Source organism: Streptomyces sp. NPDC015532, from assembly GCF_043078065.1.
Lineage (GTDB): Bacteria > Actinomycetota > Actinomycetes > Streptomycetales > Streptomycetaceae > Streptomyces.
In genome coordinates this window covers 155,396-180,138 of the sequence record NZ_JBIBSY010000007.1, presented here as the reverse complement: position 1 = coordinate 180,138, position 24,743 = coordinate 155,396, and the positions used below count along the sequence as shown (strand labels likewise).

23 protein-coding genes and 5 tRNA genes are annotated in these 24,743 nt (G+C 69.7%); 11 read left to right on the top strand and 17 right to left on the bottom strand.

From position 1 onward, the window contains the following. The first annotated feature begins 111 nt into the window (after positions 1 to 111). Positions 112 to 297, top strand: a complete 186-nt coding sequence (rpmB, locus tag ACF07B_RS22745) for a 50S ribosomal protein L28 (protein WP_037625034.1) — start codon at positions 112 to 114, stop codon at positions 295 to 297. 131 nt (positions 298 to 428) lie between these two features. Here rpmB and ACF07B_RS22740 read toward each other — a convergent pair whose 3' ends face one another. Beyond that, positions 429 to 1,394, bottom strand: a complete 966-nt coding sequence (locus tag ACF07B_RS22740) for a thiamine-phosphate kinase (RefSeq protein ID WP_362391608.1) — start codon at positions 1,392 to 1,394, stop codon at positions 429 to 431. A gap of 206 nt (positions 1,395 to 1,600) precedes the next feature. On the opposite strand from ACF07B_RS22740, the gene ACF07B_RS22735 reads away from it, so the two are divergent. Then, positions 1,601 to 1,834, top strand: coding sequence for an Lrp/AsnC ligand binding domain-containing protein (locus ACF07B_RS22735; protein ID WP_326785316.1), 234 nt, complete (start codon positions 1,601 to 1,603; stop codon positions 1,832 to 1,834). A gap of 20 nt (positions 1,835 to 1,854) precedes the next feature. After that, complete coding sequence (locus tag ACF07B_RS22730) at positions 1,855 to 2,364, top strand: DUF3515 domain-containing protein (RefSeq protein ID WP_392180280.1); 510 nt, start codon at positions 1,855 to 1,857, stop codon at positions 2,362 to 2,364. Positions 2,365 to 2,436: 72 nt separating this feature from the next. On the opposite strand, the gene ACF07B_RS22725 is transcribed toward ACF07B_RS22730, so the two are convergent. The 3 genes from ACF07B_RS22725 to ACF07B_RS22715 all read right to left on the bottom strand — a co-directional run bounded on the left by ACF07B_RS22725 (position 2,437) and on the right by ACF07B_RS22715 (position 5,489). Next, entirely contained in the window at positions 2,437 to 3,594 is a 1,158-nt protein-coding gene (locus tag ACF07B_RS22725; protein WP_369485359.1) for a D-alanine--D-alanine ligase family protein, read from the bottom strand. Between the two features lie 117 nt (positions 3,595 to 3,711). Further along, the gene (locus ACF07B_RS22720; protein ID WP_369485360.1) at positions 3,712 to 4,722 is read right to left on the bottom strand and encodes an NAD(P)H-dependent glycerol-3-phosphate dehydrogenase; all 1,011 of its coding nucleotides are present in this window, start codon (positions 4,720 to 4,722) and stop codon (positions 3,712 to 3,714) included. Next, on the bottom strand, positions 4,719 to 5,489 hold the full coding sequence (locus tag ACF07B_RS22715) for a lysophospholipid acyltransferase family protein (protein ID WP_328447722.1): 771 nt from the start codon (positions 5,487 to 5,489) through the stop codon (positions 4,719 to 4,721). Before ACF07B_RS22715 ends, ACF07B_RS22720 begins: the two co-directional genes overlap by 4 nt. Positions 5,490 to 5,633: 144 nt before the next feature. On the opposite strand from ACF07B_RS22715, the gene cofC reads away from it, so the two are divergent. Together cofC and ACF07B_RS22705 are read left to right on the top strand one after the other, a co-directional pair. Continuing rightward, positions 5,634 to 6,272 (top strand): 2-phospho-L-lactate guanylyltransferase, encoded by a 639-nt coding sequence (cofC, locus tag ACF07B_RS22710; protein WP_392180279.1) that lies wholly within the window; start codon positions 5,634 to 5,636, stop codon positions 6,270 to 6,272. Between the two features lie 154 nt (positions 6,273 to 6,426). Further along, positions 6,427 to 6,630, top strand: coding sequence for a hypothetical protein (locus tag ACF07B_RS22705; protein WP_326785322.1), 204 nt, complete (start codon positions 6,427 to 6,429; stop codon positions 6,628 to 6,630). Between the two features lie 123 nt (positions 6,631 to 6,753). On the opposite strand, the gene ACF07B_RS22700 is transcribed toward ACF07B_RS22705, so the two are convergent. The 4 genes from ACF07B_RS22700 to leuC all read right to left on the bottom strand — a co-directional run bounded on the left by ACF07B_RS22700 (position 6,754) and on the right by leuC (position 10,059). Then, a complete protein-coding gene (locus ACF07B_RS22700; protein WP_369485362.1) occupies positions 6,754 to 7,392 on the bottom strand; it encodes an HU family DNA-binding protein in 639 nt (212 codons plus the stop codon). Between the two features lie 138 nt (positions 7,393 to 7,530). After that, positions 7,531 to 7,761, bottom strand: a complete 231-nt coding sequence (locus tag ACF07B_RS22695) for a hypothetical protein (protein ID WP_362391624.1) — start codon at positions 7,759 to 7,761, stop codon at positions 7,531 to 7,533. Between the two features lie 274 nt (positions 7,762 to 8,035). Beyond that, the gene (leuD, locus tag ACF07B_RS22690) at positions 8,036 to 8,629 is read right to left on the bottom strand and encodes a 3-isopropylmalate dehydratase small subunit (protein WP_369485363.1); all 594 of its coding nucleotides are present in this window, start codon (positions 8,627 to 8,629) and stop codon (positions 8,036 to 8,038) included. A gap of 5 nt (positions 8,630 to 8,634) precedes the next feature. Then, a complete protein-coding gene (gene leuC, locus ACF07B_RS22685) occupies positions 8,635 to 10,059 on the bottom strand; it encodes a 3-isopropylmalate dehydratase large subunit (protein ID WP_392180278.1) in 1,425 nt (474 codons plus the stop codon). A gap of 191 nt (positions 10,060 to 10,250) precedes the next feature. Here leuC and ndgR point away from each other — a divergent pair, with 191 nt between their 5' ends. Then, positions 10,251 to 10,967 (top strand): IclR family transcriptional regulator NdgR, encoded by a 717-nt coding sequence (ndgR, locus tag ACF07B_RS22680; RefSeq protein ID WP_081219617.1) that lies wholly within the window; start codon positions 10,251 to 10,253, stop codon positions 10,965 to 10,967. Between the two features lie 229 nt (positions 10,968 to 11,196). On the opposite strand, the gene ACF07B_RS22675 is transcribed toward ndgR, so the two are convergent. The 9 genes from ACF07B_RS22675 to ACF07B_RS22635 form a co-directional block, all read right to left on the bottom strand. Next, positions 11,197 to 11,269: transfer RNA gene (locus ACF07B_RS22675), tRNA-Glu, on the bottom strand. Between the two features lie 29 nt (positions 11,270 to 11,298). Then, positions 11,299 to 11,370: transfer RNA gene (locus ACF07B_RS22670), tRNA-Gln, on the bottom strand. 16 nt (positions 11,371 to 11,386) lie between these two features. Further along, positions 11,387 to 11,459: transfer RNA gene (locus ACF07B_RS22665), tRNA-Glu, on the bottom strand. A 61-nt stretch (positions 11,460 to 11,520) separates the two neighbouring features. Continuing rightward, a tRNA-Glu gene (locus ACF07B_RS22660) sits at positions 11,521 to 11,593 on the bottom strand. A 42-nt stretch (positions 11,594 to 11,635) separates the two neighbouring features. Continuing rightward, positions 11,636 to 11,707: transfer RNA gene (locus ACF07B_RS22655), tRNA-Gln, on the bottom strand. A gap of 90 nt (positions 11,708 to 11,797) precedes the next feature. Next, positions 11,798 to 12,532, bottom strand: coding sequence for an HAD family hydrolase (locus ACF07B_RS22650; RefSeq protein WP_392180277.1), 735 nt, complete (start codon positions 12,530 to 12,532; stop codon positions 11,798 to 11,800). 203 nt (positions 12,533 to 12,735) lie between these two features. Further along, positions 12,736 to 14,205, bottom strand: coding sequence for a glutamate--tRNA ligase (gene gltX, locus ACF07B_RS22645; protein ID WP_369485366.1), 1,470 nt, complete (start codon positions 14,203 to 14,205; stop codon positions 12,736 to 12,738). Continuing rightward, on the bottom strand, positions 14,198 to 14,974 hold the full coding sequence (locus ACF07B_RS22640; protein WP_362391634.1) for a fumarylacetoacetate hydrolase family protein: 777 nt from the start codon (positions 14,972 to 14,974) through the stop codon (positions 14,198 to 14,200). The genes gltX and ACF07B_RS22640 overlap by 8 nt, the downstream gene beginning before the upstream one ends. 231 nt (positions 14,975 to 15,205) lie before the next feature. Further along, the gene (locus ACF07B_RS22635; protein ID WP_362391636.1) at positions 15,206 to 15,397 is read right to left on the bottom strand and encodes a hypothetical protein; all 192 of its coding nucleotides are present in this window, start codon (positions 15,395 to 15,397) and stop codon (positions 15,206 to 15,208) included. Positions 15,398 to 15,998: 601 nt separating this feature from the next. Between ACF07B_RS22635 and ACF07B_RS22630 the strand changes: the two genes are divergently transcribed. The 5 genes from ACF07B_RS22630 (at position 15,999) to ACF07B_RS22610 (ending at position 24,738) form a co-directional block, all read left to right on the top strand. Further along, positions 15,999 to 19,664: a nitrate- and nitrite sensing domain-containing protein gene (locus tag ACF07B_RS22630; protein ID WP_392180276.1), complete on the top strand. Its 3,666-nt coding sequence runs from the start codon at positions 15,999 to 16,001 to the stop codon at positions 19,662 to 19,664. A 9-nt stretch (positions 19,665 to 19,673) separates the two neighbouring features. Continuing rightward, the gene (locus ACF07B_RS22625) at positions 19,674 to 20,087 is read left to right on the top strand and encodes a roadblock/LC7 domain-containing protein (RefSeq protein ID WP_266765867.1); all 414 of its coding nucleotides are present in this window, start codon (positions 19,674 to 19,676) and stop codon (positions 20,085 to 20,087) included. A gap of 111 nt (positions 20,088 to 20,198) precedes the next feature. Further along, positions 20,199 to 20,597, top strand: coding sequence for a DUF742 domain-containing protein (locus ACF07B_RS22620; protein ID WP_037624993.1), 399 nt, complete (start codon positions 20,199 to 20,201; stop codon positions 20,595 to 20,597). Beyond that, positions 20,578 to 21,153 carry an ATP/GTP-binding protein gene (locus ACF07B_RS22615; RefSeq protein ID WP_028802395.1) on the top strand — a complete coding sequence of 192 codons (576 nt, stop codon included), beginning with the start codon at positions 20,578 to 20,580 and terminating at the stop codon, positions 21,151 to 21,153. Before ACF07B_RS22620 ends, ACF07B_RS22615 begins: the two co-directional genes overlap by 20 nt. Positions 21,154 to 21,504: 351 nt before the next feature. Further along, on the top strand, positions 21,505 to 24,738 hold the full coding sequence (locus tag ACF07B_RS22610) for a nitrate- and nitrite sensing domain-containing protein (protein ID WP_392180275.1): 3,234 nt from the start codon (positions 21,505 to 21,507) through the stop codon (positions 24,736 to 24,738). Positions 24,739 to 24,743 lie beyond the last annotated feature (5 nt).

Here is a 24,743-nt window from a genome sequence, read left to right as displayed (position 1 = left end):
TTGCCCGATCCGATCGGGCCATCCCCCTGGCAGCGCCACTCAGATCCTAGATCTTGATCCTCGGCATGCCGGGATCAACCGTAAATGCATCTGAAGTCTTTGGAGTGACCCGTGGCTGCCAACTGCGATGTCTGCGGCAAGGGGCCGGGCTTCGGCAACAACATCTCGCACTCGCACCGCCGTACACCGCGTCGCTGGAACCCCAACATCCAGCGCGTTCGTACCGTGGTGGGCGGGACGCCGAAGCGCGTGAACGCTTGCACCTCGTGCATCAAGGCCGGCAAGGTCACGCGCTGACAACCGCTAGCGCGCGGCCACTGCTGGTTCGCTTGCACTGAACCCGTCCACCTCACGGTGGGCGGGTTTTTTGCTGCCCGCGTTCCGTCGGCCGCCCGAGCGCCCGGGGATGCACCCCGGGCGCCGGGGGCTCAGGACTCGATGTCCCCGAAGTGGTCCCAGCCGCCCTTGCGCGTCCAGGGAGCGCCGTCCACGGTCACCCGGGGCAGCGCCGACGGGTTGAGGACCTCGCCGATCACCTTCCAGCGCGCGGGCAGTTTCACGTCCGGCGGGAAGGTGGCGACGATCGCGTGGTCCTCGCCGCCGGTGAGCACCCACTGGATGGGGTCGACCCCCACGGCCTGGCCGATGTCGTTCATCTGCGAGGGGATGTCGATGTCCCCGGAACGGATGTCGATACGGACCTTGCTCGCCTCGGCGATGTGCCCGAGGTCGGCGATCAGGCCGTCGCTGACGTCCGTCATCGAGGTCGCGCCGAGCCCGGCGGCGGCCGGACCCGCGTGATACGGCGGTTCGGGGCGGCGGTGCGCCTCGACGAAGGCGCGCGGCGAGCGGAAGCCCCGGGAGAGCACCGCGAACCCCGCCGCGGACCAGCCCAGCCAGCCCGTCACGGCGACGACGTCACCGGGCTGGGCCCCGCCCCGGGTGACCGGCTCGTGGTTGCGCAGATCGCCGAGCGCGGTGATCGCGACGGTGATGGTCTCCCCCCGTACGACATCACCGCCGACCACGGCGGCGCCCGCGACCTGGCACTCGTCGCGCAGCCCGTCCATCAGCTCCGAGGGCCAGGTGGCCGGGAGTTCGGCGGGCACGACCAGGCCGAGCAGCAGCGCGGTCGGCACGGCGCCCATCGCGGCGATGTCCGCGAGGTTCTGTGCGGCGGCCTTGCGGCCGACGTCGTACGCCGTGGACCAGTCGCGGCGGAAGTGCCGCCCTTCGAGGAGGATGTCGGTGCTCGCCACGACCCTGCGGTCCGGCGCTGCCACCACCGCGGCGTCGTCGCCGGGGCCGACCCGGACCGCCGGGGTGGTGGTGAGACGCGAGGTGAGCTCTCGGATGAGCCCGAACTCCCCCAACTCGCCCACGGTGCCCTTCATGATCGTCGTGCTCCCTCTGTCGCCGCTCGTGCCCGGTCGCGAGCCGTCTGAGTACTCGGTACGGTCGAGTTGACCGTCAACTTGCGCAGTCCCTCCACCCCGGCGCGCGAGCCCCAGTCACCGCGGGTCTCCCCGCGGCGAGCGGCAACGCGATACCGTGGCGTTCCTTTTCCCCACATGATCCTCGTGGCCGCCCTGGAGGTTCCGTGGTACAGGCGTACATCCTGATCCAGACGGAGGTCGGCAAAGCGTCGACCGTCGCCGAGACGATCGCCAAGATCCCGGGGGTGATCCAGGCCGAGGACGTGACCGGACCGTACGACGTGATCGTGCGCGCCCAGGCCGACACCGTCGACGCGCTCGGCCGCATGGTGGTGGCCAAGGTCCAGCAGGTGGACGGCATCACCCGCACCCTGACCTGTCCGGTCGTGCACCTGTAGCCCCCGTCTACCCTTGGCCGGTGAACTTCTTCCGTCACCGGCACGCCGCTTCCCCCGGGCTGCCCGTTCTCGCGGCACTGATCGCGATCGCGGGCTGCTCCTCAGCAGACGACAGCGCGTCCGTCGCGGTTCCGAGTCCGGACACGAAGGTCACCGAGCTGTGCCAGAACCTGGACAAGGCGCTGCCGCGTACCGTGGACGGCCGGCGCCGGAAGGACCCGGAGCCCCGGTCCGCGCTGACCGCGGGCTGGGGAAGCCCGGCGATCATACTGCGCTGCGGTGTCGAGCGGCCGCCGAAGATGATCGACCCGAAGGTCGCGGCGGGCGACGACCCGAAGGCGGTCGGCGGCGGAGTGAACGGCGTCGACTGGCTGATGGAGAAGCAGGACGACGGGACGACCCGCCTCACCACCGCGTCGCGCCTGGCGTACGTCCAGGTCACCGTGCCCGAAGGGGCCGATGTGTCCGGCGTGCTCGTCGACCTGGCCGCCTCCGTCAAGAAGGCGATCCCCGAGGGGATCGCCGACTGACGTGCGAGCGTGCGGGCCAGGCGTCGCGGGGCGGGCGGGACTTCGCGGACACGCCCCGGTCCCGCGGACCGCTCAGCGCAGTCCGGTGGACCGCCGCAGCGCCGCCTGGATCAGGCGGTCGACGAGCTCCGCGTAGCCGACGCCCGTCTCCCGCCACATCCGCGGGTACATGGAGATCGGCGTGAAGCCCGGCATCGTGTTGATCTCGTTGATCACGAACTCGCCGTCCTCGGTGAGGAAGAAGTCCGCGCGGACCAGGCCCTCGCAGGACGCCGCGTCGAAGGCCTCGACGGCCAGACGGCGGACCTCCGCGGTCTGCTCCTCGGTGAGCGGCGCCGGCACGATCCCGTCGGCGGCGTCGATGTACTTGGCCTCGAAGTCGTAGAACGCGTGCGACTGCACGGGCGGGATCTCCGCGGGGACCGAGGCGCGCGGCCCGTCCTCGAACTCCAGGACTCCGCACTCGATCTCGCGGCCGCGCAGCAGCGCCTCCACGATGATCTTCGGGTCGTGCCGCTGGGCCTCCTCGATCGCCTCGTCGAGGCCCGAGAGGTCGTCGACCTTCGTGATGCCGAACGACGAACCCGCGCGCGCGGGCTTCACGAAGAGCGGCCAGCCGTGCTCACCCGCGAAGTCGACGATCTTCTTGCGGGCGGCGGACGCGTCCTGCTGCCACTCGCGCGGCCGGATCACCACGTACGGGCCCACCTTCAGGCCGAACGAGGTGAACACCCGCTTCATGTAGTCCTTGTCCTGGCCGACGGCCGAGGCGAGCACGCCCGAGCCGACGTAGGGGACCCCGGACAGTTCCAGCAGGCCCTGGAGGGTGCCGTCCTCGCCGTACGGGCCGTGCAGCATCGGGAAGACGACGTCGACCTCGCCGAGCGCCTTGGGAACCGACCCGGGCTCGTTGTAGACGACTTCGCGGTTGGCCGGGTCGACGGGGAGCACCACGCCGCCCTCGCCGGACTCGGCGAGCTGCTCGACGCTGGGCTGCTTGCGGTCGACGATCGCCATGCGTTCCGGCTCGTCCGCGGTGAGCGCCCAACGGCCGTCCTGGGTGATGCCGATCGGCAGGACGTCGTACTTCGTCCGGTCGATCGCGCTGAGGACGGCGCCGGCCGTGACCACGGAGATCCCGTGTTCGGAGCTGCGGCCGCCGAAGACGACGGCCACGCGCGGCTTGCGAGGCGGCTGCTCAGGGGTCTGGGGGAGGTTCTCGGTGCTCATATCGGGTTGAGAGTACCCGGTGGTACGGCGGTGAGTCAGCGCCCCACGGCCGCTGTTGCTCAGCGTCGTACCCACCGTTGCGGAGCGTCGCCCACCTGGCGGTTCGGCGGGGCCGGTTCAGCGGCGTTCGGACTTGGCGCTGCGCCCCATCAGCTCCTTGAGGGCGACCACCGGCGGCTTGCCCTCGTGGACGATGCTGACGACGGTCTCCGTGATCGGCATGTCGACGCCGTGGCGGCGTGCCAGATCCAGCACCGACTCACAGGACTTGACTCCCTCGGCGGTCTGCCGGGTGACCGCGATGGTCTCCTGGAGGGTCATGCCCCGGCCGAGGTTGATGCCGAAGGTGTGGTTGCGGGACAGCGGTGAGGAACAGGTCGCGGCGAGGTCGCCGAGGCCCGCGAGGCCGGAGAACGTCATCGGGTCCGCGCCCATCACGAGTCCGAGCCGGGTCGTCTCGGCCAGGCCGCGGGTGATCAGCGAGCCCTTGGCGTTGTCGCCCAGACCCATGCCGTCGGCGATGCCGACGGCGAGACCGATCACGTTCTTGACGGCTCCGCCGAGTTCACAGCCCACCACGTCGGTGTTCGTGTACGGGCGGAAGTACGGCGTGTGGCAGGCGGTCTGGATGCGCCGGGCCACCGCCTCGTCGCGGCAGGCGACGACGCCGGCCGCGGGCATCCGCTGGGCGACCTCCTTGGCGAGGTTGGGCCCCGTGACGACGGCGACGCGGTCCGCGGAGACCTTGGCGACCTCCTCGATGACCTCGCTCATCCGCTTCACCGTGCCGAGTTCGACGCCCTTCATGAGCGAGACGAGCACGGTGTCGGGGGCGAGCAGCGGCACCCATTCCGCGAGGTTGCCGCGCAGGGTCTGGGAGGGCACGGCGAGGACGGTGAAGTCGGCGCCGCGCGCGGCCTTCGCCGGGTCGGCGGTGGCCCGCAGGTTCTCCGGGAGTTCGATGCCCGGGAGGTAGTCCGGGTTCATGCGCGTGGAGTTGACCGCGTCGGCGAGTTCGGGACGGCGTGCCCACAGGGTGACGTCGCACCCCGCGTCGGCGAGCACCATGCCGAAAGCCGTACCCCACGATCCGGTCCCGAAGACGGCCGCCCTGACCGGCTTGCTCACGTGCCCTGCCCCTCTTCCTGCTGTGCCTTCGGCTTGGCCGCGGTCCTACGGCGCTGCGCGATGCGCACCTCGCGCGGGTCGTACACGTTCTCGGGCGCCTTCTCGCCGCGGATCAGCTCCAGCTGCGCGGTGACGGCCGCCATGATGACCTCGGTGACCTCCTTCAGGAGGTCCGGGTTCATCTCCCGGTCGTAGTAGCGCGAGAGGTCCACCGGCGGGCCCGCGAGCACGCGGTGGGTCTTGCGCGGAAGGATGTCGGGCTTCTTCGCGTACGGGGGCAGCAGTTCGTTGGCGCCCCACTGGGCGACCGGGATCACCGGGCACCTGGTCTGGAGGGCGACCCTCGCCGCGCCGGTCTTGCCGGTCATCGGCCAGCCGTCGGGGTCACGGGTGAGCGTGCCCTCGGGGTAGAACGCCACGCACTCACCGCGTTCCACGGCGTCGATCGCGGCCCGGAAGGCGCTCAGGGCGTCGGTGCTCTCGCGGTAGACGGGAATCTGTCCGGTACCGCGCATCGCGGCACCGACGAATCCCTTCTTGAAAAGCCCGGCCTTCGCCAGGAAGCGCGGAACACGCCCGGTGTTGTACTGGTAGTGCGCATACGCGAACGGGTCCACGTGGGAATTATGGTTCACCGCGGTGATAAATCCGCCCTCGGCCGGAATGTTCTCCATCCCGCGCCAGTCCCGCTTGATCAGAAGCACCAGCGGCGGTTTGCAGAGAACCGCTGCGAAGCGGTACCAGAAGCCGATTCTGCGGCGGGGCACGCGGACACCTTCCTCTAGAGCCTGGGGGGCCGCACAAGTGTCGCTCCAGGCCGCCTGTCTGTCGAGAACACCGTACGCCCCGACACCCGGACCGCCAGGGTGGCCAGGTCACAATAAGGCGTGACTGGAGAGGGTGGAGCGCTCGTGCGGTGGACCTTGGTCGTACCCCTCAAACCCCTGGCGCGGGCCAAGAGCAGGCTGGCGGACACCGCTTCCGACGTACTGCGCCCAGGGCTCGCCCTCGCGTTCGCGCAGGACACCGTGGCGGCGGCACTGGCCTGCGCCGGCGTCCGCGGTGTGGCGGTCGTCACGGGCGACGCCCTGGCCGGGAGGGAGCTGGCGGCACTCGGCGCGCACATCGTCGCGGACGAGCCGGGCGGCGGCCTCAACGCGGCGCTGGCGCACGGCGCGCGGGCCGTACGGGCCCGGGATCCCGAATGCGCCGTCGCTGCCCTGAACGCCGATCTGCCCGCTCTGCGGCCTTCGGAATTGGCCCGGGTACTGGCCGCCGCGGGCGAATTCCCCCGTGCTTTTCTGGCCGATGCTGCTGCAATCGGCACGACCCTCCTGGCCGCTTCCCCGGGCCGGGAATTGCTCCCCGCTTTCGGCGGTGATTCCCGGGCCCGCCATCGCGCCTCGGGGGCCGCGGAACTCCGTCTCGACGCGGTGGATTCCGTACGGCAGGACGTGGACACCCGGGAGGATCTGCGGGCGGCGCTGACGCTCGGCGTCGGACCGCGCACGGCGGCCGCGGCGGCACGGCTGCTGATTCCCGGGCAGTAGGCGGCAAGGGGCCGACGGGCCCGGGTGGAACGAAGCGGGGGCGGAGCGGAGGAGGTCGGCGGGGCACGGGAGCCGGGGTCAAGGTCCTCGCGGCCGGGGTTCGCAGTCCGGACTTCCCGCGTCCCGCGCGGGGCGGGATCAGTAGGCTGCCCCCATGCAGGCGACCTCGTACACGTACGACCCCGAGACCCGCAGCGGACAGGTGCTGCTCGACGACGGCACCCCCGTGCCCTTCGACGGTCCGGCGTTCGACGCCGGCGGGCTGCGGCTGCTGCGGCCGGGACAGCGCGTGCGGATCGAGACCGAGGGCGAGGGCGCGGAGCTCAGGATCACCCTGATCACGCTGCAGACGTTCTGACGCCGACGTTCTGACGCGGACACTCCGGCGCAGACATTCCGGCGCAGACATTCCGAACGCGCCGCGGGCCGGGCTCCCGGTGGGAGCCCGGCCCGGCGCGTGAGGTGCCCCTCGGCCCGGCTACTAGCGGGCGGTGGCCTTCTTGGCGGTGGTGGTCTTGCGGGCCGTCGACTTCTTCGCGGGGGCCTTCTTGGCCGTGGCCTTCTTCGCCGGAGCCTTCTTGGCGGCGGTCTTCTTGGCCGCGGTCGTCTTCGCCGTCGTCTTCTTGGCGGCGGCCGTCTTCGCCGTCGTCTTCTTGGCCGCGGTCTTCTTCACGGTGGCCGTGGCCTTCTTCGCGACCGTCTTCTTCGCCGCGGTCTTCCTGACCGCCGCCTTCTTGGCGGTGGTGGCCTTCTTGGCCGCGGCCTTCTTCACCGTCGCGGAAGCGCCGCCGGAGAGGCTGCCCTTCGGGGCCTTCTTGACCGCGACGTCGTTCTTCGGGAGCTTCTTCGAGCCGCTCACCAGGTCCTTGAAGCCCTGGCCGGCGCGGAAGCGCGGCACGGAGGTCTTCTTGACCCGAACACGCTCACCCGTCTGAGGGTTGCGGGCGTAACGGGCGGGGCGGTCGACCTTCTCGAAGGAACCGAAGCCCGTGACCGAGACCCGGTCTCCGCCGACAACCGCACGGACGATGGCGTCCAGTACCGCGTCGACCGCGTCGGCGGCCTGCTGACGCCCGCCGACCTTGTCGGCAATCGCTTCTACGAGCTGCGCCTTGTTCACGTCTTCCCCTTCGGAGACATTGCCCGAACGAATGCGTTCAAGCTTTTTCGCACGTTAGGCAGATATATACCGCAAATCAAACACGAAACGGGCTAATCACCCTTGTGCCGCAACGAACTCGGGCCGTAGCGCAGTTCGTCAGTGATCCCCTTCGAGGAATCGACCCTCGTCGAGGTCGGTGGTGAACCGCTCCAGCCGCCTTGTCGCGTCGGCGAGATCGTGCTTGGCCGCGGCCGTAATGACCAGCAGCTTCCGGGTCAGCGCCATCCGTACGCCCTCCGGGACTTGCAGTGCGCGCACTCTTGTGTGCGCTTCCTTGAGTTGGGCCGCGACCGCCGCGTAGAGCTCGAGTTGGCCGTCACGTTCCATGCACAGATTGTGCCATCTGGGGCGAGTTGTCGCCTGCGCAGGGGGTAACTGCCGCCCACCGGAGGCCTTCTGACCCTCTTGGCCGGAAGTCGCCCGCGTAGCCGCCTACCCAGGCAACGCGCCTTGTAACTAAGGGAGTTGACCTGCCTCGTGAGGGTGCGCGGGGGCCCTTCGGGAGCGAAAACAGCTGTACCCCCAACCGTCCACGATTGGGGGTACAGAGAGGTGTCGCGTGGCTGAAATCAGCCGTGCCCGGCCGGGGCCGGGCCCGGTGTCAGACCTGGAGCGTCTTCGGCTTGTGCGAGGGCCGCTTGGCCTCGTAGGCCGCGATGTCGCCCTCGTTCTGGAGGGTGATGGAGATGTCGTCCAGCCCGTTCAGCAGCCGCCAGCGGGCGTTCTCGTCGAGCTCGAAGGCGGCGGTGATGCCCTCGGCGCGCACCTCACGGGCCTGAAGGTCGACCGTGATCTCGGCCTGCGGGTCCTTCTCCGACAGCTCCTGGAGCGCGTCCACGATCTTCTGGTCCAGAACCACCGTGAGCAGGCCGTTCTTGAGCGAGTTGCCGCGGAAGATGTCGGCGAACCGGGACGAGATGACGGTCTTGAAGCCGTAGTTCTGGAGCGCCCAGACGGCGTGCTCGCGGGAGGAGCCCGTACCGAAGTCGGGACCCGCGACCAGAACCGTGGCGCCCTGGCGCTCGGGCTGGTTGAGGATGAACGAGGCGTCCTTGCGCCAGGCCTCGAAGAGGCCGTCCTCGAAGCCGTCCCTGGTCACCTTCTTGAGCCAGTGGGCGGGGATGATCTGGTCGGTGTCGACGTTGCTGCGGCGCAGCGGGACCGCCCGGCCGGTGTGCGTGGTGAATGCTTCCATGGCTCTCAGACTCCAGCGGGCACGGGGGCGTCGGACAGGTCGGCCGGGGAGGCCAGGTGGCCGAGGACCGCCGAGGCGGCGGCGACCTGCGGCGAGACCAGGTGCGTACGGCCGCCCTTGCCCTGCCTGCCCTCGAAGTTGCGGTTGGAGGTGGACGCGGAGCGCTCACCGGGGGCCAGCTGGTCGGGGTTCATGCCCAGACACATCGAGCAGCCCGCGTGCCGCCATTCGGCGCCGGCCTCCTTGAAGACCACGTCCAGGCCCTCGGAGACGGCCTGGAGACCGACCCGCGCGGAGCCGGGGACGACCAGCATCCGTACGCCGTCGGCGACTTTGCGGCCCCCGACGATCTCGGCGGCCGCCCGCAGGTCCTCGATACGGCCGTTGGTGCACGAACCTACGAAGACGGTGTCGACCTTGATGTCACGCAGCGGCTGTCCGGCGGTCAACCCCATGTATTCCAGGGCCTTTTCGGCGGCGTGGCGCTCCGAAGCGTCTTCGTACGAAGCCGGGTCGGGGACGTTCGCCGAAAGCGGCGCGCCCTGGCCGGGGTTGGTGCCCCAGGTGACGAACGGCGACAGGGAGGCGGCGTCGATGACGACCTCCGCGTCGAATTCGGCGTCGTCGTCGGACTTCAGGGTCTTCCAGTACGCGACCGCGGCGTCCCACTCCTCGCCCTCGGGGGCGTGCGCACGGCCCTTGAGGTAGGCGAAGGCGGTCTCGTCGGGGGCGATCATGCCCGCGCGGGCGCCGGCCTCGATCGACATGTTGCAGATGGTCATCCGGGCCTCCATCGAGAGCTTCTCGATGGCGGAGCCGCGGTATTCCAGGATGTAGCCCTGGCCGCCGCCGGTGCCGATCTTGGCGATGATCGCCAGGATCAGGTCCTTGGCGCTGACGCCGTCGGGCAGCTCACCTTCGACCGTGATGGCCATGGTCTTCGGGCGGGCCAGCGGCAGCGTCTGGGTGGCCAGCACATGCTCGACCTGCGAGGTGCCGATGCCGAACGCCAGGGCGCCGAACGCGCCGTGCGTGGAGGTGTGCGAGTCGCCGCAGACCACCGTGGTGCCCGGCTGGGTCAGACCCAGCTGCGGTCCCACCACGTGCACCACGCCCTGCTCGACGTCGCCCAGCGAGTGCAGCCGGACGCCGAATTCGGCGGCGTTCTTGCGCAGCGTCTCCAGCTGGACCCGGGAGACCGGGTCCGCGATGGGCTTGTCGATGTCGAGGGTCGGGGTGTTGTGATCCTCGGTCGCGATGGTGAGGTCGAGGCGCCGCACCGGACGGCCCGCCTGACGCAGACCGTCGAAGGCCTGCGGGCTGGTCACCTCGTGCAGCAGGTGCAGATCGATGAAGAGGAGGTCGGGCTCGCCCTCGGCGCGCCGGACGACATGGTCGTCCCAGACCTTCTCCGCGAGTGTCCTACCCATCGCTTTCCCTCCGGCCGGCTTGTGTGGCGCCGGCCCAACTAGAGATTTCCGGGGCGGTGAACGTCCGCACCCCTCGTGCCGGACGTCGTCCGCCGGGCCCGTTGGTCCGCGGGCCGCTGTGCCTACAAGGGTGGCTCGTTTCACCGGAAATTGAACTTGCGTTTCACAGAGTGAGACGCGAGTATCGTTTCATGGACAACAGTAGCGGCGTCGGCGTTCTGGACAAGGCAGCCCTTGTCCTGAGCGCTCTGGAGTCCGGTCCGGCCACCCTCGCGGGCTTGGTGGCGGCGACCGGACTGGCACGACCCACGGCACATCGTCTCGCCGTGGCACTTGAACACCACCGCATGGTGGCGCGCGACATGCAGGGCCGTTTCATACTCGGACCCCGGCTCGCCGAACTGGCCGCGGCCGCCGGAGAGGACCGCCTCCTCGCGACGGCGGGCCCGGTGCTCACACACCTGAGGGACATCACGGGCGAGAGCGCGCAGCTCTACCGCCGCCAGGGCGACATGCGCATCTGCGTCGCCGCGGCCGAGCGGCTGTCCGGTCTGCGGGACACGGTCCCTGTGGGTTCCACCCTCACGATGAAGGCCGGTTCCTCCGCCCAGATCCTGATGGCCTGGGAGGAGCCGGAGCGGCTGCACCGTGGTCTCCAGGGCGCCCGCTTCACCGCCACCGCGCTGTCGGGGGTACGACGCCGCGGCTGGGCCCAGTCGATCGGTGAGCGCGAGCCGGGCGTGGCGTCCGTGTCCGCGCCGGTCCGCGGCCCCTCGAACCGTGTCGTGGCCGCCGTCTCGGTCTCCGGGCCGATCGAGCGCCTGTCCCGCCACCCGGGCCGTATGCACGCCCAGGCCGTCATCGACGCCGCCGGGCGGCTCTCCGAGGCCCTGCGCCGCACGGGCTGACCTCCGCTCCGTTCCCGCATGACGGGAGGGTCGGCCTCAACGCCGCGGCAGGCCCTTCCCGAAGCACACCGTCCCGTACGCGGGGTGTACCGGCTCACCGAGCCCGTGCACCCCGCGCCTTGTTTCCGGGGTGATCCAACTCACGGCGACCCGCTCCGTGTTGATCTCCGAAGTTGATCTCCGAACGCCGAAAGGGCCCCCACCGAAGTGGAGACCCTTGCGGACCATGTACCCCCGACCGGATTCGAACCGGCGCTACCGCCTTGAGAGGGCGGCGTGCTAGGCCGCTACACAACGGGGGCCTGCATCCTGCGTTTCCGCAGATGTAAAGCTGGGCTACCAGGACTCGAACCTAGAATGACGGTACCAGAAACCGTAGTGTTGCCAATTACACCATAGCCCATGGTGGTTTAGACCAGTACCCCCGACCGGATTCGAACCGGCGCTACTGCCGTGAGAGGGCAGCGTGCTAGGCCGCTACACAACGGGGGCCCTAGCGATCCTGCATGAGGGGCAGCGGGTGCGACCCGACTGCCTCCCTGGGAAGGATCTGTACCCCCGACCGGATTCGAACCGGCGCTACTGCCGTGAGAGGGCAGCGTGCTAGGCCGCTACACAACGGGGGCTTTGCGGATCTGGATCTCCGCGGTGCAGATGAGCTCTGCGAGCTGGCCTACCAGGACTCGAACCTAGACTAACGGAACCAGAAACCGTCGTGCTGCCAATTACACCATAGGCCACTGAAACACAACCCCACCTCGGGATTCTGTTTTAGCTAGCGCCTCCGAGCTCCGGCCTTTCGGCCCGCTCCCGGCGGCGCAGAAAGAACATTACCCGAAGGTGGACGGCGCTCCAAAACGGGTATCGGCGCCGAGGATCGCGGGCAACTCGGCGAGCGATCCGATGCGGTGCGGACCCGTCCGTCCGGCGGCGCCGGCGGCCTGGGCGCCGCCCCGGTCGATCCAGACCGAGAGCAGACCGGCGTCGGCGGCGCCGCGTCCGTCGATCTCCGGATGGTCCCCGACGTAGGCGACGCGGTGCGGCGGCAGCCCCAGGGCGTCGCAGGCCGCATGGAAGGCGGCCGCCGCGGGCTTGGAGACGCCGAGTTCGGCGGCGCACAGGATGGCCTCGAAGCGGTCGTGCACTCCGAGGACGCGCAGCTTGCGGTCCTGCACGAGGAGGCTGGAGTTGGACAGCACCGCGTGCCGGTGGCTGGCCACGAGCGCGTCCAGGACGGGCAGGACGTCCGGGAAGAGCGCCCAGGCGCCCTCGTAGTGCGTGACGTACCGGTCGAACCACGCGTCGGCCTCGGTGTCGCTCAGCGACTCCCCCAGGAACACCCGGACGCGGTCCCGCCGCTGGCCCTGCCAGTCCGTCTCGCCGGCCGCGTACCTCGCCCACTGGGCGTCGGTGATCTCCCGCCAGCGCGTGAGGGCCTGCTCGACGGTCGTACCGCCGTCGAGCAGGCCCTCGGCCGCGAGATGGTCCCGGATGCCCGCCCGGTCCGCGCTCGTGTAGTCGAAGAGCGTGTCGTCGATGTCCCAGACCACGGCGTCGATGCTCATGCGCCGACGGTATCGCCGAGAGCGGGCGGCTGTCCCTCGGGCGGTGACGATCGCCGAGGCTCATCCGGCACGCGCCCCCCTGGCACAGGCGAGAGTTGATGGCCATCGACGGGAACAGGGAACTCCCGGTGGCGGGCCGGGGCGCACACGTGACAGGGGCGGTGCCCGAACCGGACACCGCCCCTGTCGCGTACAGCTGTCGGCTAGGCCGCGAGCCGCTCCAGCGCGGCGTCGACGCGCGCCAGCGTCTCGTCCTTGCCCAGGATCTCCAGGGACTCGAAGAGCGGCAGGCCGACCGTGCGGCCGGTGACGGCGACGCGGACCGGGGCCTGCGCCTTGCCGAGCTTGAGGCCGTGCGCCTCACCGGCGGCCAGGACGGCCTCCTTCAGGGACTCCGGAGAAGTCCAGTCGGCCGCCTCCAGCTTCTCGCGGGCGGTGCGCAGCAGGGCGTCGCTGCCCTCCTTCATCGCCTTCGTCCAGGACGCCTCGTCGACGGCCGGCTTCGGCAGGAACAGGAAGTCGACGTTGTCCGTGATCTCGGAGAGGACCTTCATCCGCGACTGGGCGTGCGGGGCGATCGCCTGCCACTTCGCCTCGTCGAAGTCCTCCGGCGCCCAGGGCGCGAAGGGGGCGCGCAGCCACGGGGCGCAGCGCTCGGTGAAGTCCTTCACATCGAGCATGCGGATGTGGTCGGCGTTGATCGCCTCGCATTTCTTCAGGTCGAAGCGGGCCGGGTTCGGGTTCACGTCCGTGACGTCGAACGCGGCGACCATCTCGTCGATCGAGAAGATGTCGCGGTCCGCCGCGAGCGACCAGCCGAGCAGGGAGAGGTAGTTCAGCAGGCCCTCGGGGAGGAAGCCGCGCTCCCGGTAGAGGTTGAGCGAGGACTCCGGGTCGCGCTTGGAGAGCTTCTTGTTGCCCTCACCCATCACGTACGGGAGGTGGCCGAAGGCCGGGGTCTCCTTGGCGATGCCCAGCTCGGTCAGCGCCTTGTAGAGGGCGACCTGCCGGGGGGTGGAGGAGAGCAGGTCCTCGCCGCGCAGGACGTGGGTGATCTCCATCAGGGCGTCGTCGACGGGGTTGACGAGCGTGTACAGCGGGGCGCCGTTGGCACGGACGATGCCGTAGTCCGGAACGTTCTCCGGGAGGTACGTGATCTCGCCGCGGACCAGGTCGTCGAAGGTGATCGCCTCGTCGGGCATCCGGAAGCGCACGATGGGCTTGCGGCCCTCGGCCTCGTAGGCGGCCTTCCGCTCGGCGGACAGGTCGCGGCAGTGGCCGTCGTAGCCGGAGGGCTTGCCGGCGGCGCGGGCCGCGTCGCGGCGGGTGTCCAGCTCCTCGGTCGAGCAGTAGCAGCGGTACGCGTGGCCCGCGTCCAGGAGCTTGGCGGCGACGTCCGCGTAGATGTCCATGCGCTGCGACTGGCGGTACGGCGCGTGCGGGCCGCCGATCTCGGGGCCCTCGTCCCAGTCGAAGCCCAGCCAGCGCATCGAGTCGAGGAGCTGGTCGTACGACTCCTCGGAGTCGCGGGCCGCGTCGGTGTCCTCGATGCGGAAGACCAGGGTGCCTTCGTTGTGCCGGGCGAACGCCCAGTTGAACAGGGCGGTGCGGACCAGCCCGACGTGGGGGTTGCCGGTCGGGGAGGGACAGAAACGTACACGGACGTTAGCCACGCTTGATCACCTTGTTGGTGAGAGTGCCGATGCCTTCGATGGTGACGGCGACCTCGTCGCCGACGTTCAGGGGGCCGACCCCAGCCGGGGTGCCGGTGAGGATCACGTCGCCGGGGAGCAGCGTCATGGCCTCGGTGATGTTGACGATGAGGTCCTCGATGGAGTGGATCATCTCGCTGGTGCGGCCGAGCTGCCGCTGCTGCCCGTTGACCGTGCACTGGATGGTCAGGTCGGCGGGGTCGAGGTCCGTCTCCACCCAGGGGCCGAGCGGGCAGGAGCTGTCGAAGCCCTTGGCGCGGGCCCACTGCTTCTCGCGCTTCTGCACATCGCGGGCGGTGACGTCGTTGGCGCAGGTGTAGCCGAGGATGACGTCCTTGACGCGCTCGCGCGGGACCTCGCGGCACATGCGGCCGATGACGACGGCGAGCTCGGCCTCGTGGTGCAGCTCGCTGGAGAAGGAGGGGTACTGGATCGGGTCGCCGGAACCGATCACCGAGGTCGACGGCTTGAAGAAGGCGAACGGGGCGTCGGGCACCTCGTTGCCGAGCTCCTTGGCGTGCTCCGCGTAGTTGCGGCCGAAGGCCACGACCTTGTTCGGGAGCACCGGCGGCAGCAGCCGGACCTTGTTGAGCGGGACCTTCGTACCGGAGAGCTCGAAGTCCGCGAACGGGATGCCCTTGATGATGTCGAGGACGAGCTCGTCCGGCTTGTCGCCCTCGACCGCGCCGAAAGCGACGTTGCCGTCGATGGAGAATCTGGCGATGCGCACGGGATCCTTGCGCCCCTCACTGAGCTGGCTGGAGTCTGACGCTCCAGGCTAACGCGGCAAGGGCTGCGGGCTTCGCGTATATCCGCCGGGACGGTGAGCGGCGGGGCGCGGTCCGGGGCGGGCGGCGGACGGCGGCGCGCCGGTCCGGGCGAGGGGTGACGGCGCCCTCGTGGAGGGAGGGCCGTGACCGGCCGGGCCGCGCGGTGCGCGGCCCTTCGCCGGTCGCCGCGTTCACTCCGCGGCGGCGGAGACCGCGACCGGAGCGTCCATCAGGACGGTGCGGCGGGGGTTGGCCGTCTGGACGGGGAGCTCGACCGAGTGCTCCGGCCGTTCCGGCGTGCGCAGGGCATCGGCGTCCTCGAGGTGCGCCAGCGTCGTGCGTCGCGGATTGGCAATGTTGCGGAACATCATCGTCGTCTTCACCGTTTTGCTCGACCTTGTCGTCCTGGGCGCCGGTCGGGGTCAAAGAGCCCCACATAGGCGCGGGTTGTCGGATTCGCCATCTCTGTAAAGCGTCAGGCTAAACATTCAATTCCCTGGCGATGCCGTGAAGAGGCCATGATCGCTGTGTGAGTTTGCTCACTCGGCTAGGGGCAAACCGGTCAATCGAGGCCCCCAATGCGGCCCGACCAAACGGACATTACTCCACTGAACCAGTCATTCCGCTCCTGATCATCGCGACTGGGACACGGTGGTGGCGCCCATGGCTCGTAGGCCTATGCCCGGTATGTACGAGAACCCCTTACACGCCTCGTGACCTGTCACTCACATGCTGTCACGGAGGTCACAGCCTGGTACACGGGCCTTGTTGGAGATCCTGCACTGTGCTGGAATTCCTCGGACCGCCGCGGATTCACGAATCCGGCGCGCAGGGGCGCTACTCAGCGCCGAGTGGCGGCGGGAAGGGGGAACCTGCGCCGGTCACTCAGACCACATACACAGGGCGCATCTGCGTCCGTGTACAACGCCGACACCGTCCCGCCGTTCCAGCGGAGGGGCGCCTGGTCCAGAGGTTGCGACGCTAGTGCAGGGACGTTTCAAGAGGGATGGCAGCGCTTCGGCGGAGCCGGAGCCGCGCGGCGGGACCGACCGCGGTTCCTCGCCCCAGCACGCCCAGAACCCGGGACCGGCAGAGGTCGGCGGCAGCGGTGAACACTCCGCTCGCGCCGGCGCGAAGCCCAAGGCTCCCGCCACCACGACCGACGCCACGTCGACGGGTACGCCGAGCTACGGCTCGCGTCTAGCCCTGCGGAACTGGCGCATCTCGACGCGACTTGTCTCGCTGCTCGCGCTCCCCGTGGTCGCCGCGACCTCGCTGGGTGCGCTCCGCATCAACGAGTCGATGGACAACATCCAGCAGCTCGACAACATGCGGCTGCTGACCGAGATGACCAAGCAGGCCACCGAGCTCGCCGCCGCGCTCCAGAAGGAGCGCGACGAGTCGGCCGGTCCGCTGGCACACGGCGCCCTGGCCAACGACTACGAGGTCAAGTCGGTGCGCGACGCCACCGACGTGGCGAAGAAGCACTTCCTCCAAGGCACGCAGCAGGTCGACGACGCGACGGCCAAGGGCCAGCTCTCCGGCGTGCACGACAGCCTCGTCGGTGTCGTGGCCGAGCTGTACAAGCTGAACCAGATCCGCAGCAACGCCTACAACGACCCGCAGAACTCGACCCAGACGGTGGACGCGTACCACCGCCTGGTCACCGAGCTCCTCGCGCTGTCGCAGGACATGGCCGAGGCGACCAGCAACCCGGAGATGATCCAGCGCACCCGCGCGCTGGCCGCGTTCTCCTCCGCCAAGGAGTACGCCTCCGTCCAGCGGGCGATCATCGCCGCCGCGCTTCCCACGCAGCCGAAGGTCTTCGGAACCCTCTCCAAGAACGACCAGCAGTACGCGCTGTCCGCGTTCGAGAGCCAGGATTCCGAGAACCAGGCCTTCAAGAACATCTACGGCGACGGCAACACGGAACTGCTCCTGCCCATCGAGGGTGACAACCCGACGATCAAGTCGGCCGACCAGTACGCCAAGCGCGTGCTGAGCAACCCCGAGGGCCTCAAGACGCAGAACAAGCGGTCCTACAAGGACTGGCTCGACGACGATTCGTCCAAGATCGACCAGATGTCGAAGATCGAGACCACGCTGCTCAGCGAGATGGAGCAGAAGGCCCGTGAGCTGCGTAACGAGTCGCAGAGTGAAGCGATCATCTCCGGTGTACTGATCCTGCTCGTCCTCGGCGTCTCGCTCGTCGGCGCCTTCGTCGTGGCCCGGTCCATGATCCGCTCGCTGCGCCGCCTGCAGGACACCGCCACCCGGGTCGCCTCGGACCGTCTGCCCGAGCTCGTCAAGCAGCTCTCGGAGTCGGACCCGCAGGACGTCGACACCTCCGTGGAGTCGGTCGGTGTGCACTCCCGGGACGAGATCGGCCAGGTGGCCGCGGCCTTCGACGACGTGCACCGCGAGGCTGTCCGCCTCGCCGCCGAGCAGGCCCTTCTGCGAGGCAACGTCAACGCGATGTTCACCAACCTCTCGCGCCGTTCCCAGGGTCTTATCCAGCGCCAGCTCTCGCTCATATCCGAGCTGGAGTCCCGTGAGGCCGACCCCGACCAGCTCTCCTCGCTGTTCAAGCTCGACCACCTCGCGACCCGCATGCGCCGTAACGGTGAAAACCTTCTCGTTCTCGCCGGTGAAGAGCCCGGTCGCCGCTGGACCCGTCCGGTCCCGCTGGTCGACGTGCTCCGCGCCGCCGCCTCCGAGGTGGAGCAGTACGAGCGCATCGAACTCTCCTCGGTGCCTGGCACCGAGGTCGCCGGCCGGGTCGTCAACGACCTCGTCCACCTGCTCGCAGAGCTGCTGGAGAACGCCACGTCGTTCTCCTCCCCGCAGACCAAGGTCAAGGTCACCGGTCACGCCCTGCCCGACGGCCGCGTGCTGATCGAGATCCACGACACCGGTATCGGCCTGTCCCCCGAGGACCTGGCCGCGATCAACGAGCGGCTCGCCGCTCCGCCCACGGTGGACGTCTCCGTCTCCCGACGCATGGGTCTGTTCGTGGTCGGTCGTCTGTCGCAGCGTCACGGCATCCGCATCCAGCTTCGTCCGTCCGACTCCGGTGGTACGACCGCGCTGGTCATGCTGCCGGTGGACGTCGCCCAGGGCGGCAAGAAGCCGATGCCGAACAAGCCCGGCCAGAGTGCCGCCGGCGGCGGCCCCGCCGCGGCGCAGGCCTCGGCCGGTGTGGCCGCGGCCCGTCGATCGAGCGGTCCCTCGCTCGGTGCCGGTGCTCCCTCCGCTCCCGGCGGTCCCCTCGGGGCCCCGCCGCAGCGCGGACAGGTCGGCGCGGGCCAGGGTCCGCGGGCCGCACTGCCCGGCAGCAACCAGGGCGGTCGCCCGGGCGGCTCCGGCGGTGCCCGTGGTCCGCAGGGCCAGGGCGGCGGTCAGCAGGGCAGGCAGGCTCCCGCCGGTGCGAACGCCTTCGGGCAGAGCCCGCAGCAGGGCTTCCCCGCTCAGAACGGCTCGCAGCAGCAGGGCTTCGGCAACGGAAACGGCGCCGGACAGAACGCCTTCGGCGACAGCAACGCGGCTCCGGCCGCTCCCGCGAAGGCCCCGTCCAACGGCAAGGGCGGCCGTCGCCGGCCGCAGCTTCCGGGACGCGGTGGCGCGCGCGCCGAGCTGCCCGGTGGCAACACCGGTTCCCGCACGCCGAGCTGGAGCGACGACAACGCGCAGCCTCCGGTCCCGCGGACGTCCCCCGACACCCCGCGTGGTCACGAGGACCCCGACGCCACGTCCCGCATGCCGCGGGTCGACGACCGGCAGAACCCCGCCTCCACCGCGGAGTTCCCCCGTCCCGACTTCGACGCCCCGCGCCCCGGCGCGAGCGCGCCGCAGAACAACGGCCAGAACAACGGCCAGTACGGCTACGCCTCCGGCAACCAGTCCCCGGCCGGCCAGAACCCGGCCGCCACGGGACAGTTCGCCGCCCAGGGCTACGGCGCCTCCCAGTCGCCGTCGTCCACCGGCCAGTTCGCCCAGCCGGGCTACGCGCCTTCCCAGGACCCCGCGTCCACCGGGCAGTTCGCGGCACCCGGCTACGGCAACGGGCAGGGTTCGTCCACCGGACAGTACGAGCGACCGGCAACCCCACAGCCGCCCGCCCGTCCGCAGGCCCCCGAGGCGCTTCCCCCGGCCTCGAACCCCGGTGACGGCCGTACCCCGCTGTACGACACGCTGGAGACCAACTGGTTCCACGGTCAGGCGAACGGCTCGGACGGTGCGCCGGTCAACGGCACCGCCCCCCAGAACAACGGTTCCCAGGGATATCCGCAGGCCGCCCCCCAGCAGCCTCAGACTCCCCCGGCTCCGCAGCGGCCGGCCGCCGCACCGGCCGCCACCACGACGTGGCGCAGCTCTCCGAACGACGACCTCGTCAAGCAGGCGGAGCGTTCCCGTAAGCCGTCGGCAGGCGGGGTCACCACCTCAGGCCTGCCGCGCCGCGTCCCGCGAGCCAACCTCGTCGCGGGCACGGCACAGCAGCAACAGCACCAAAGCGGTCCGCAGGTCTCGCGTGCGCCCGATGACGTACGCGGCCGGCTGACCAATCTCCGTCGGGGCATTCAGCAGGGTCGACAGGCCGGCAACGGCCAGACCGGCAGCTTCCCCAGCCCCACTCACCAGCAGGAGCGTTAGTTGAGCCCGATGAGCCAGGCGGCACAGAACCTCAACTGGTTGATCACCAACTTTGTGGACAACACCCCCGGGGTGTCCCACACCGTCGTCGTGTCCGCCGACGGACTCCTTCTGGCAATGTCCGAAGGCTTCCCCCGCGACCGCGCGGACCAACTGGCGGCCGTCGCCTCCGGACTCACCTCGCTGACTGCCGGGGCTTCCCGGATCTTCGAAGGCGGGGCGGTGGCCCAGACGGTCGTGGAGATGGAGCGCGGTTTCCTCTTCCTGATGTCGGTTTCGGACGGATCGTCTCTCGCGGTCCTCTCCCACCCGGAATGCGACATCGGCCTCGTCGGCTACGAGATGGCACTGCTCGTCGACCGTGCGGGCGCCGTCCTCACGCCGGACCTGCGTGCCGAACTACAAGGCAGTCTGCTTCACTGACCGCCGCCGGATCCAGACACCGCACGAAATCACCGTCCGGCCGCCACAATCCCCCCACCGGCCCCAACAGACGGCACGACTGACCGACTTGCTGTCCCGCCCGGAGGATTCATGACCCCGCCCCCCGCCTCTCATGATCCGTACGCCGAGTCGTACGGGGATGAAGGCGACCAGCCGCTGGTACGTCCGTACGCGATGACCGGCGGCCGGACCCGGCCGCGGTACCAACTGGCCATAGAAGCTCTGATCAGCACCACGGCCGATCCGGCCCAGCTGATGGGACTGCTGCCCGAACACCAGCGCATCTGCCATCTGTGCCGGGAAGTGAAGTCGGTGGCCGAGGTGTCGGCCCTCCTGTCCATGCCGCTCGGCGTGGCCAGGATCCTTGTCGCGGACCTCGCCGAGGCCGGACTTGTCGCCATTCACCAGCCTGGCGGCGATGAGAACAACGGCGGCGCGCCGGACGTGACACTGCTCGAAAGGGTGCTCAGTGGACTTCGCAAGCTCTGACGGAGGCCGGGCGACCACCTCCGCGAAGATCGTCGTAGCGGGTGGCTTCGGTGTCGGCAAGACCACGTTCGTGGGTGCCGTCTCCGAGATCAACCCTCTGCGCACCGAGGCCGTCATGACCTCCGCTTCGGCGGGCATCGACGACCTCACCCACACCGGGGACAAGACCACCACCACGGTGGCCATGGACTTCGGCCGTATCACCCTCGACCAGGACCTGATCCTGTACCTCTTCGGTACGCCGGGCCAGGACCGCTTCTGGTTCATGTGGGACGACCTGGTCCGCGGCGCCATCGGCGCGGTGGTCCTGGTGGACACCCGGCGTCTCGCCGACTGCTTCCCGGCGGTCGACTACTTCGAGAACAGCGGCCTGCCGTTCGTCATCGCCCTCAACGGCTTCGACGGTCACCAGCCGTACAACCCGGAGGAAGTGCGCGAGGCTCTTCAGATCGGCCCGGACGCTCCGATCATCACGACGGACGCGCGACACCGTGCAGATGCGAAGAGCGCTCTCATCACCCTGGTCGAGCACGCTCTCATGGCACGGCTGCGGTAGCAGCCAAGTAGACGACTCTGTATGGAAGTTGTCGTAGACGCATTGGAGCCGGCTGTGTCATTTGACACGGCCGGCCTCAGTGTTCATAACGTTTCGACAGAGAATTTCGCCGGCCCCGACACGCATAGCGGTCGCCCGGTACCCCTGCGTTCATGAAGGCCCCGCCTTTTGGCGGGGCTCGCTCTTTATGACCGTTTTGTCTGTGGTCAGCGCCACTCGGAATCATCCGTTCCGAGTGTTTGGAAGGGCGCTGCTTGACGTGCTGGAATGCGCTGAACTGCCCAGTAGTCAAGGGCGCTGGTAGATACGGCGGCACACAGTAGGTGCCGACGCCGAGAGGTTGTTGGTCGAGTGAGGCGAAGCATGAACGGTCCCGAGCCGTCGGCACGGGGCAACTTCACCCCGCCGGCGCGCGGAGCGGCGCCCGCACAAGTCGCCGGCCCGGAGCCCACGCCGGCACCCGCGCCGAGCGGGAGCCGATTCTCCCCGCGTAACTGGCGTGTGCCGACCAGGCTGAACGCGATCCTGCTCATACCCGTGGTGGTCGGCCTCGTCATGGGCGGCTTCCAGGTGAAGAGCTCGATCGACACCTGGCAGGAAGCGCAGGACGCCGAGAAGACGGCGCGCCTGGTGCAGGCGGCACTGAACTACGGCGACAAGCTGTTCGTCGAGCGTGACCTCAGCGCCTACCCCCTGCTGTCCGGCAAGGGCGCCAAGGACGCGACCGTCATCAAGGTCCGCCGCGACACCGACCTGGCCGCCGACGCCTTCGACGAGGCCGCCCAGGACATGCCCGAGACTCCGGGCCTGGAGCGCCGCCTCTCGGTCTTCCGCAACGTCGAGCCCGGTCTCGAGAAGCTGCGGAAAGCCGCGTACACCACAGCGCTTCCCGGCGTGAAGACCGAAGAGGGCTACCTCCAGATCCAGCACCCGCTGATGGAGTTCGCCAACGAGCTCGGTCTGGGCACCGGAAACATCACCAGCTACGGCCGTACGGTCTACGCGATCTCGCTGTCCAAGGCCGCGCTGTCGCTGGAGCGGTCGATCGGCATGCACATGCTGATCAAGCCGGGTCCCGGCGTCAGCAGTCTCGCCAGCCAGCGCGTCGCCCTGTCCTCGTACGCCTACCTCGAAGGCATCGCCATCGAGGAGTACAAGGGTGGTGGCACCGAGCAGGACTCGGCCACGCTCGAATCCGCGGCGGCGAAGGTCAAGTCGGAGCTGACCGCGAAGGCGCGCGAGGCCGCGGCCGCCGACCCGAACTACGTGCCGCCGCCCTCCGGCGACACCGAGATGGTCAAGGAACTCGCGGGGCTCAAGTCCCCGCTGGAGAGCGACCGCGCGGTGCTCGCCGCGGGGGGCGTCACCGCCCAGAACTGGATGGCGGTCAACACCGCCAAGTACAACGCCTACCGCCAGATCGAGTCGGACCTCTCCGACAAGGCCGTGGCCGAGGCCGGCGACATCTCCGACACCGCCAGGACCGACGCCTTCATCACCGGCGCCGTCGTCGTGATCGCCCTGCTCGCCGCGTTCATCCTGGCCGGCATGGTGGCCCGCCAGATGAGCCGCGCGATGCGCCAGCTCCGCAACGCCGCCTTCAACGTCGCCGAGCAGCGTCTGCCGATGCTGGTCGACCAGCTCTCGCGCACCGACCCCGGCCGGGTCGACACCCGCGTGCAGCCGATCCCGATCACCACCACGGACGAGATCGGCGAAGTCGCCCGCGCCTTCGACCAGGTCCACCGCGAGGCCGTACGACTGGCCGCCGAGCAGGCCCTCCTGCGAGGCAACATCAACGCGATCTTCACCAACCTCTCGCGCCGCAACCAGTCGCTGATCGAGGGCCAGCTGACCCTGATCACCGACCTGGAGAACAACGAGGCCGACCCGGACCAGCTGGAGAACCTCTTCCGCCTGGACCACCTCGCGACCCGTATGCGCCGCAACGGCGAGAACCTCCTGGTCCTCGCCGGCGAGGAGCCCGGACGCCGCTGGGACCAGCCCGTCCCGCTGGTCGACGTCCTGCGCGCCGCCTCCTCCGAGGTGGAGCAGTACGAGCGCATCGAGCTCTCCGGTGTCCCGGAGGCCGAGATCCACGGCCGCGCCGTGACCGACCTCGTGCACCTGCTCGCCGAGCTCCTGGAGAACGCGACCACGTTCTCCTCCCCGCAGACCAAGGTCCGTGTCACCGCGACCCGTCTTCCCGACGGCCGCGTCATGGTCGAGATCCACGACAAGGGCATCGGCCTCACCGCCGAGGACTTCGCGGACATCAACCACAAGCTGGCCAACCCGCCGACCGTGGACGCCGCGATCTCGCAGCGCATGGGCCTCTTCGTGGTCGGCCGGCTGTCCGACCGGCACGGCATCCGCGTCCAGCTCCGCCCCTCGGGCGAGCAGGCCGGTACCACCTCCCTGGTCATGCTCCCCGACGCCATCACCCACGGTGGCGGTGGCGACTACCAGCCGATGGCCGACGAGTTCACCGTGTCGCAGATCATTCCCGAGCAGCAGCAGCAGTCGTTCCAGGGCGAGAACTTCGGTGTCCCGCAGCAGCAGCCCGTGCTGACCGCCGCGGACCTCGGCTTCGACGACAGCCGCTACGAGGTCCCGGACGACATCCGCGATCTGGACCCCGTGGGCCGCTCCCTGATGCGCGAGGAGCGCCGTGCGGCCCTGGAGGCCCAGGCACAGGGTCCGGAGGCCATCGAAGGCCCCCAGGCCTACGCCGAGGGCTTCGACGGACAGCCCGCCGGCACGTACGACAACGGGCAGGCGTCCTTCGACGGCGCCCCTGCGTACGACGGCGCCCAGGGTGTGCACGAGGAGCAGCAGACCACGTACGACCAGCAGACGTCCTACGAGGCGCCGCAGCAGGCCGCGTACGACGAGGCGTACTTCCCGTCCAACGGTGGCTACCCCGACCCCTCCTACACGGAGCCGGTCCAGCAGGAGCACACCGGAATGGGCGGATCCGCCCCGGAGACGCTGGCCGGTTTCGGCGAGCCGTCCTACCAGGACGACTGGCCGCAGCAGGACGCGCGCCAGGACGCGTACCAGGGCGGGTACCGGCCCGACTACGCTCCGCAAGCGGAATCTCCGCAGGTCGCTGACGCGGGCGAGCAGAACAGCGTAGGCTTTGGTCGTCCGGGTCCGGCCTCTTCGGCCCCCCACACGATGACCGGCGCGGGGCTTCCCCGTCGCGGTGCCGCCCCCGCCGGCAACGCCCGGCGCCCCGCGGAGCCCGCGAGGGAGCAGGCGGCGCCCATGTCCTCCGGGAACACGGGCGACGACTGGCGGTCGTCGAACGACGACCGGTGGCAGCGCGCCGAGCAGCTGAAGAAGCCCAAGGCCGGCGGGGTCACCCCGTCCGGTCTGCCGCGGCGGGTGCCCAAGGCCAACCTGGTCGAGGGAACCGCGGAATCGACCCCCCAGGGAGGCCCCCAGGTCTCCCGTGCTCCCGAAGACGTCCGGGGCAGGCTGAGCAACCTGCGTCGCGGTGTCGAGCGGGGACGCAGTGCAGGTAGTGAGACGAACGGTCAGGGCCTCGGTCCTGACAGCACCTACAACCAGGAGCGTTAGTGTGA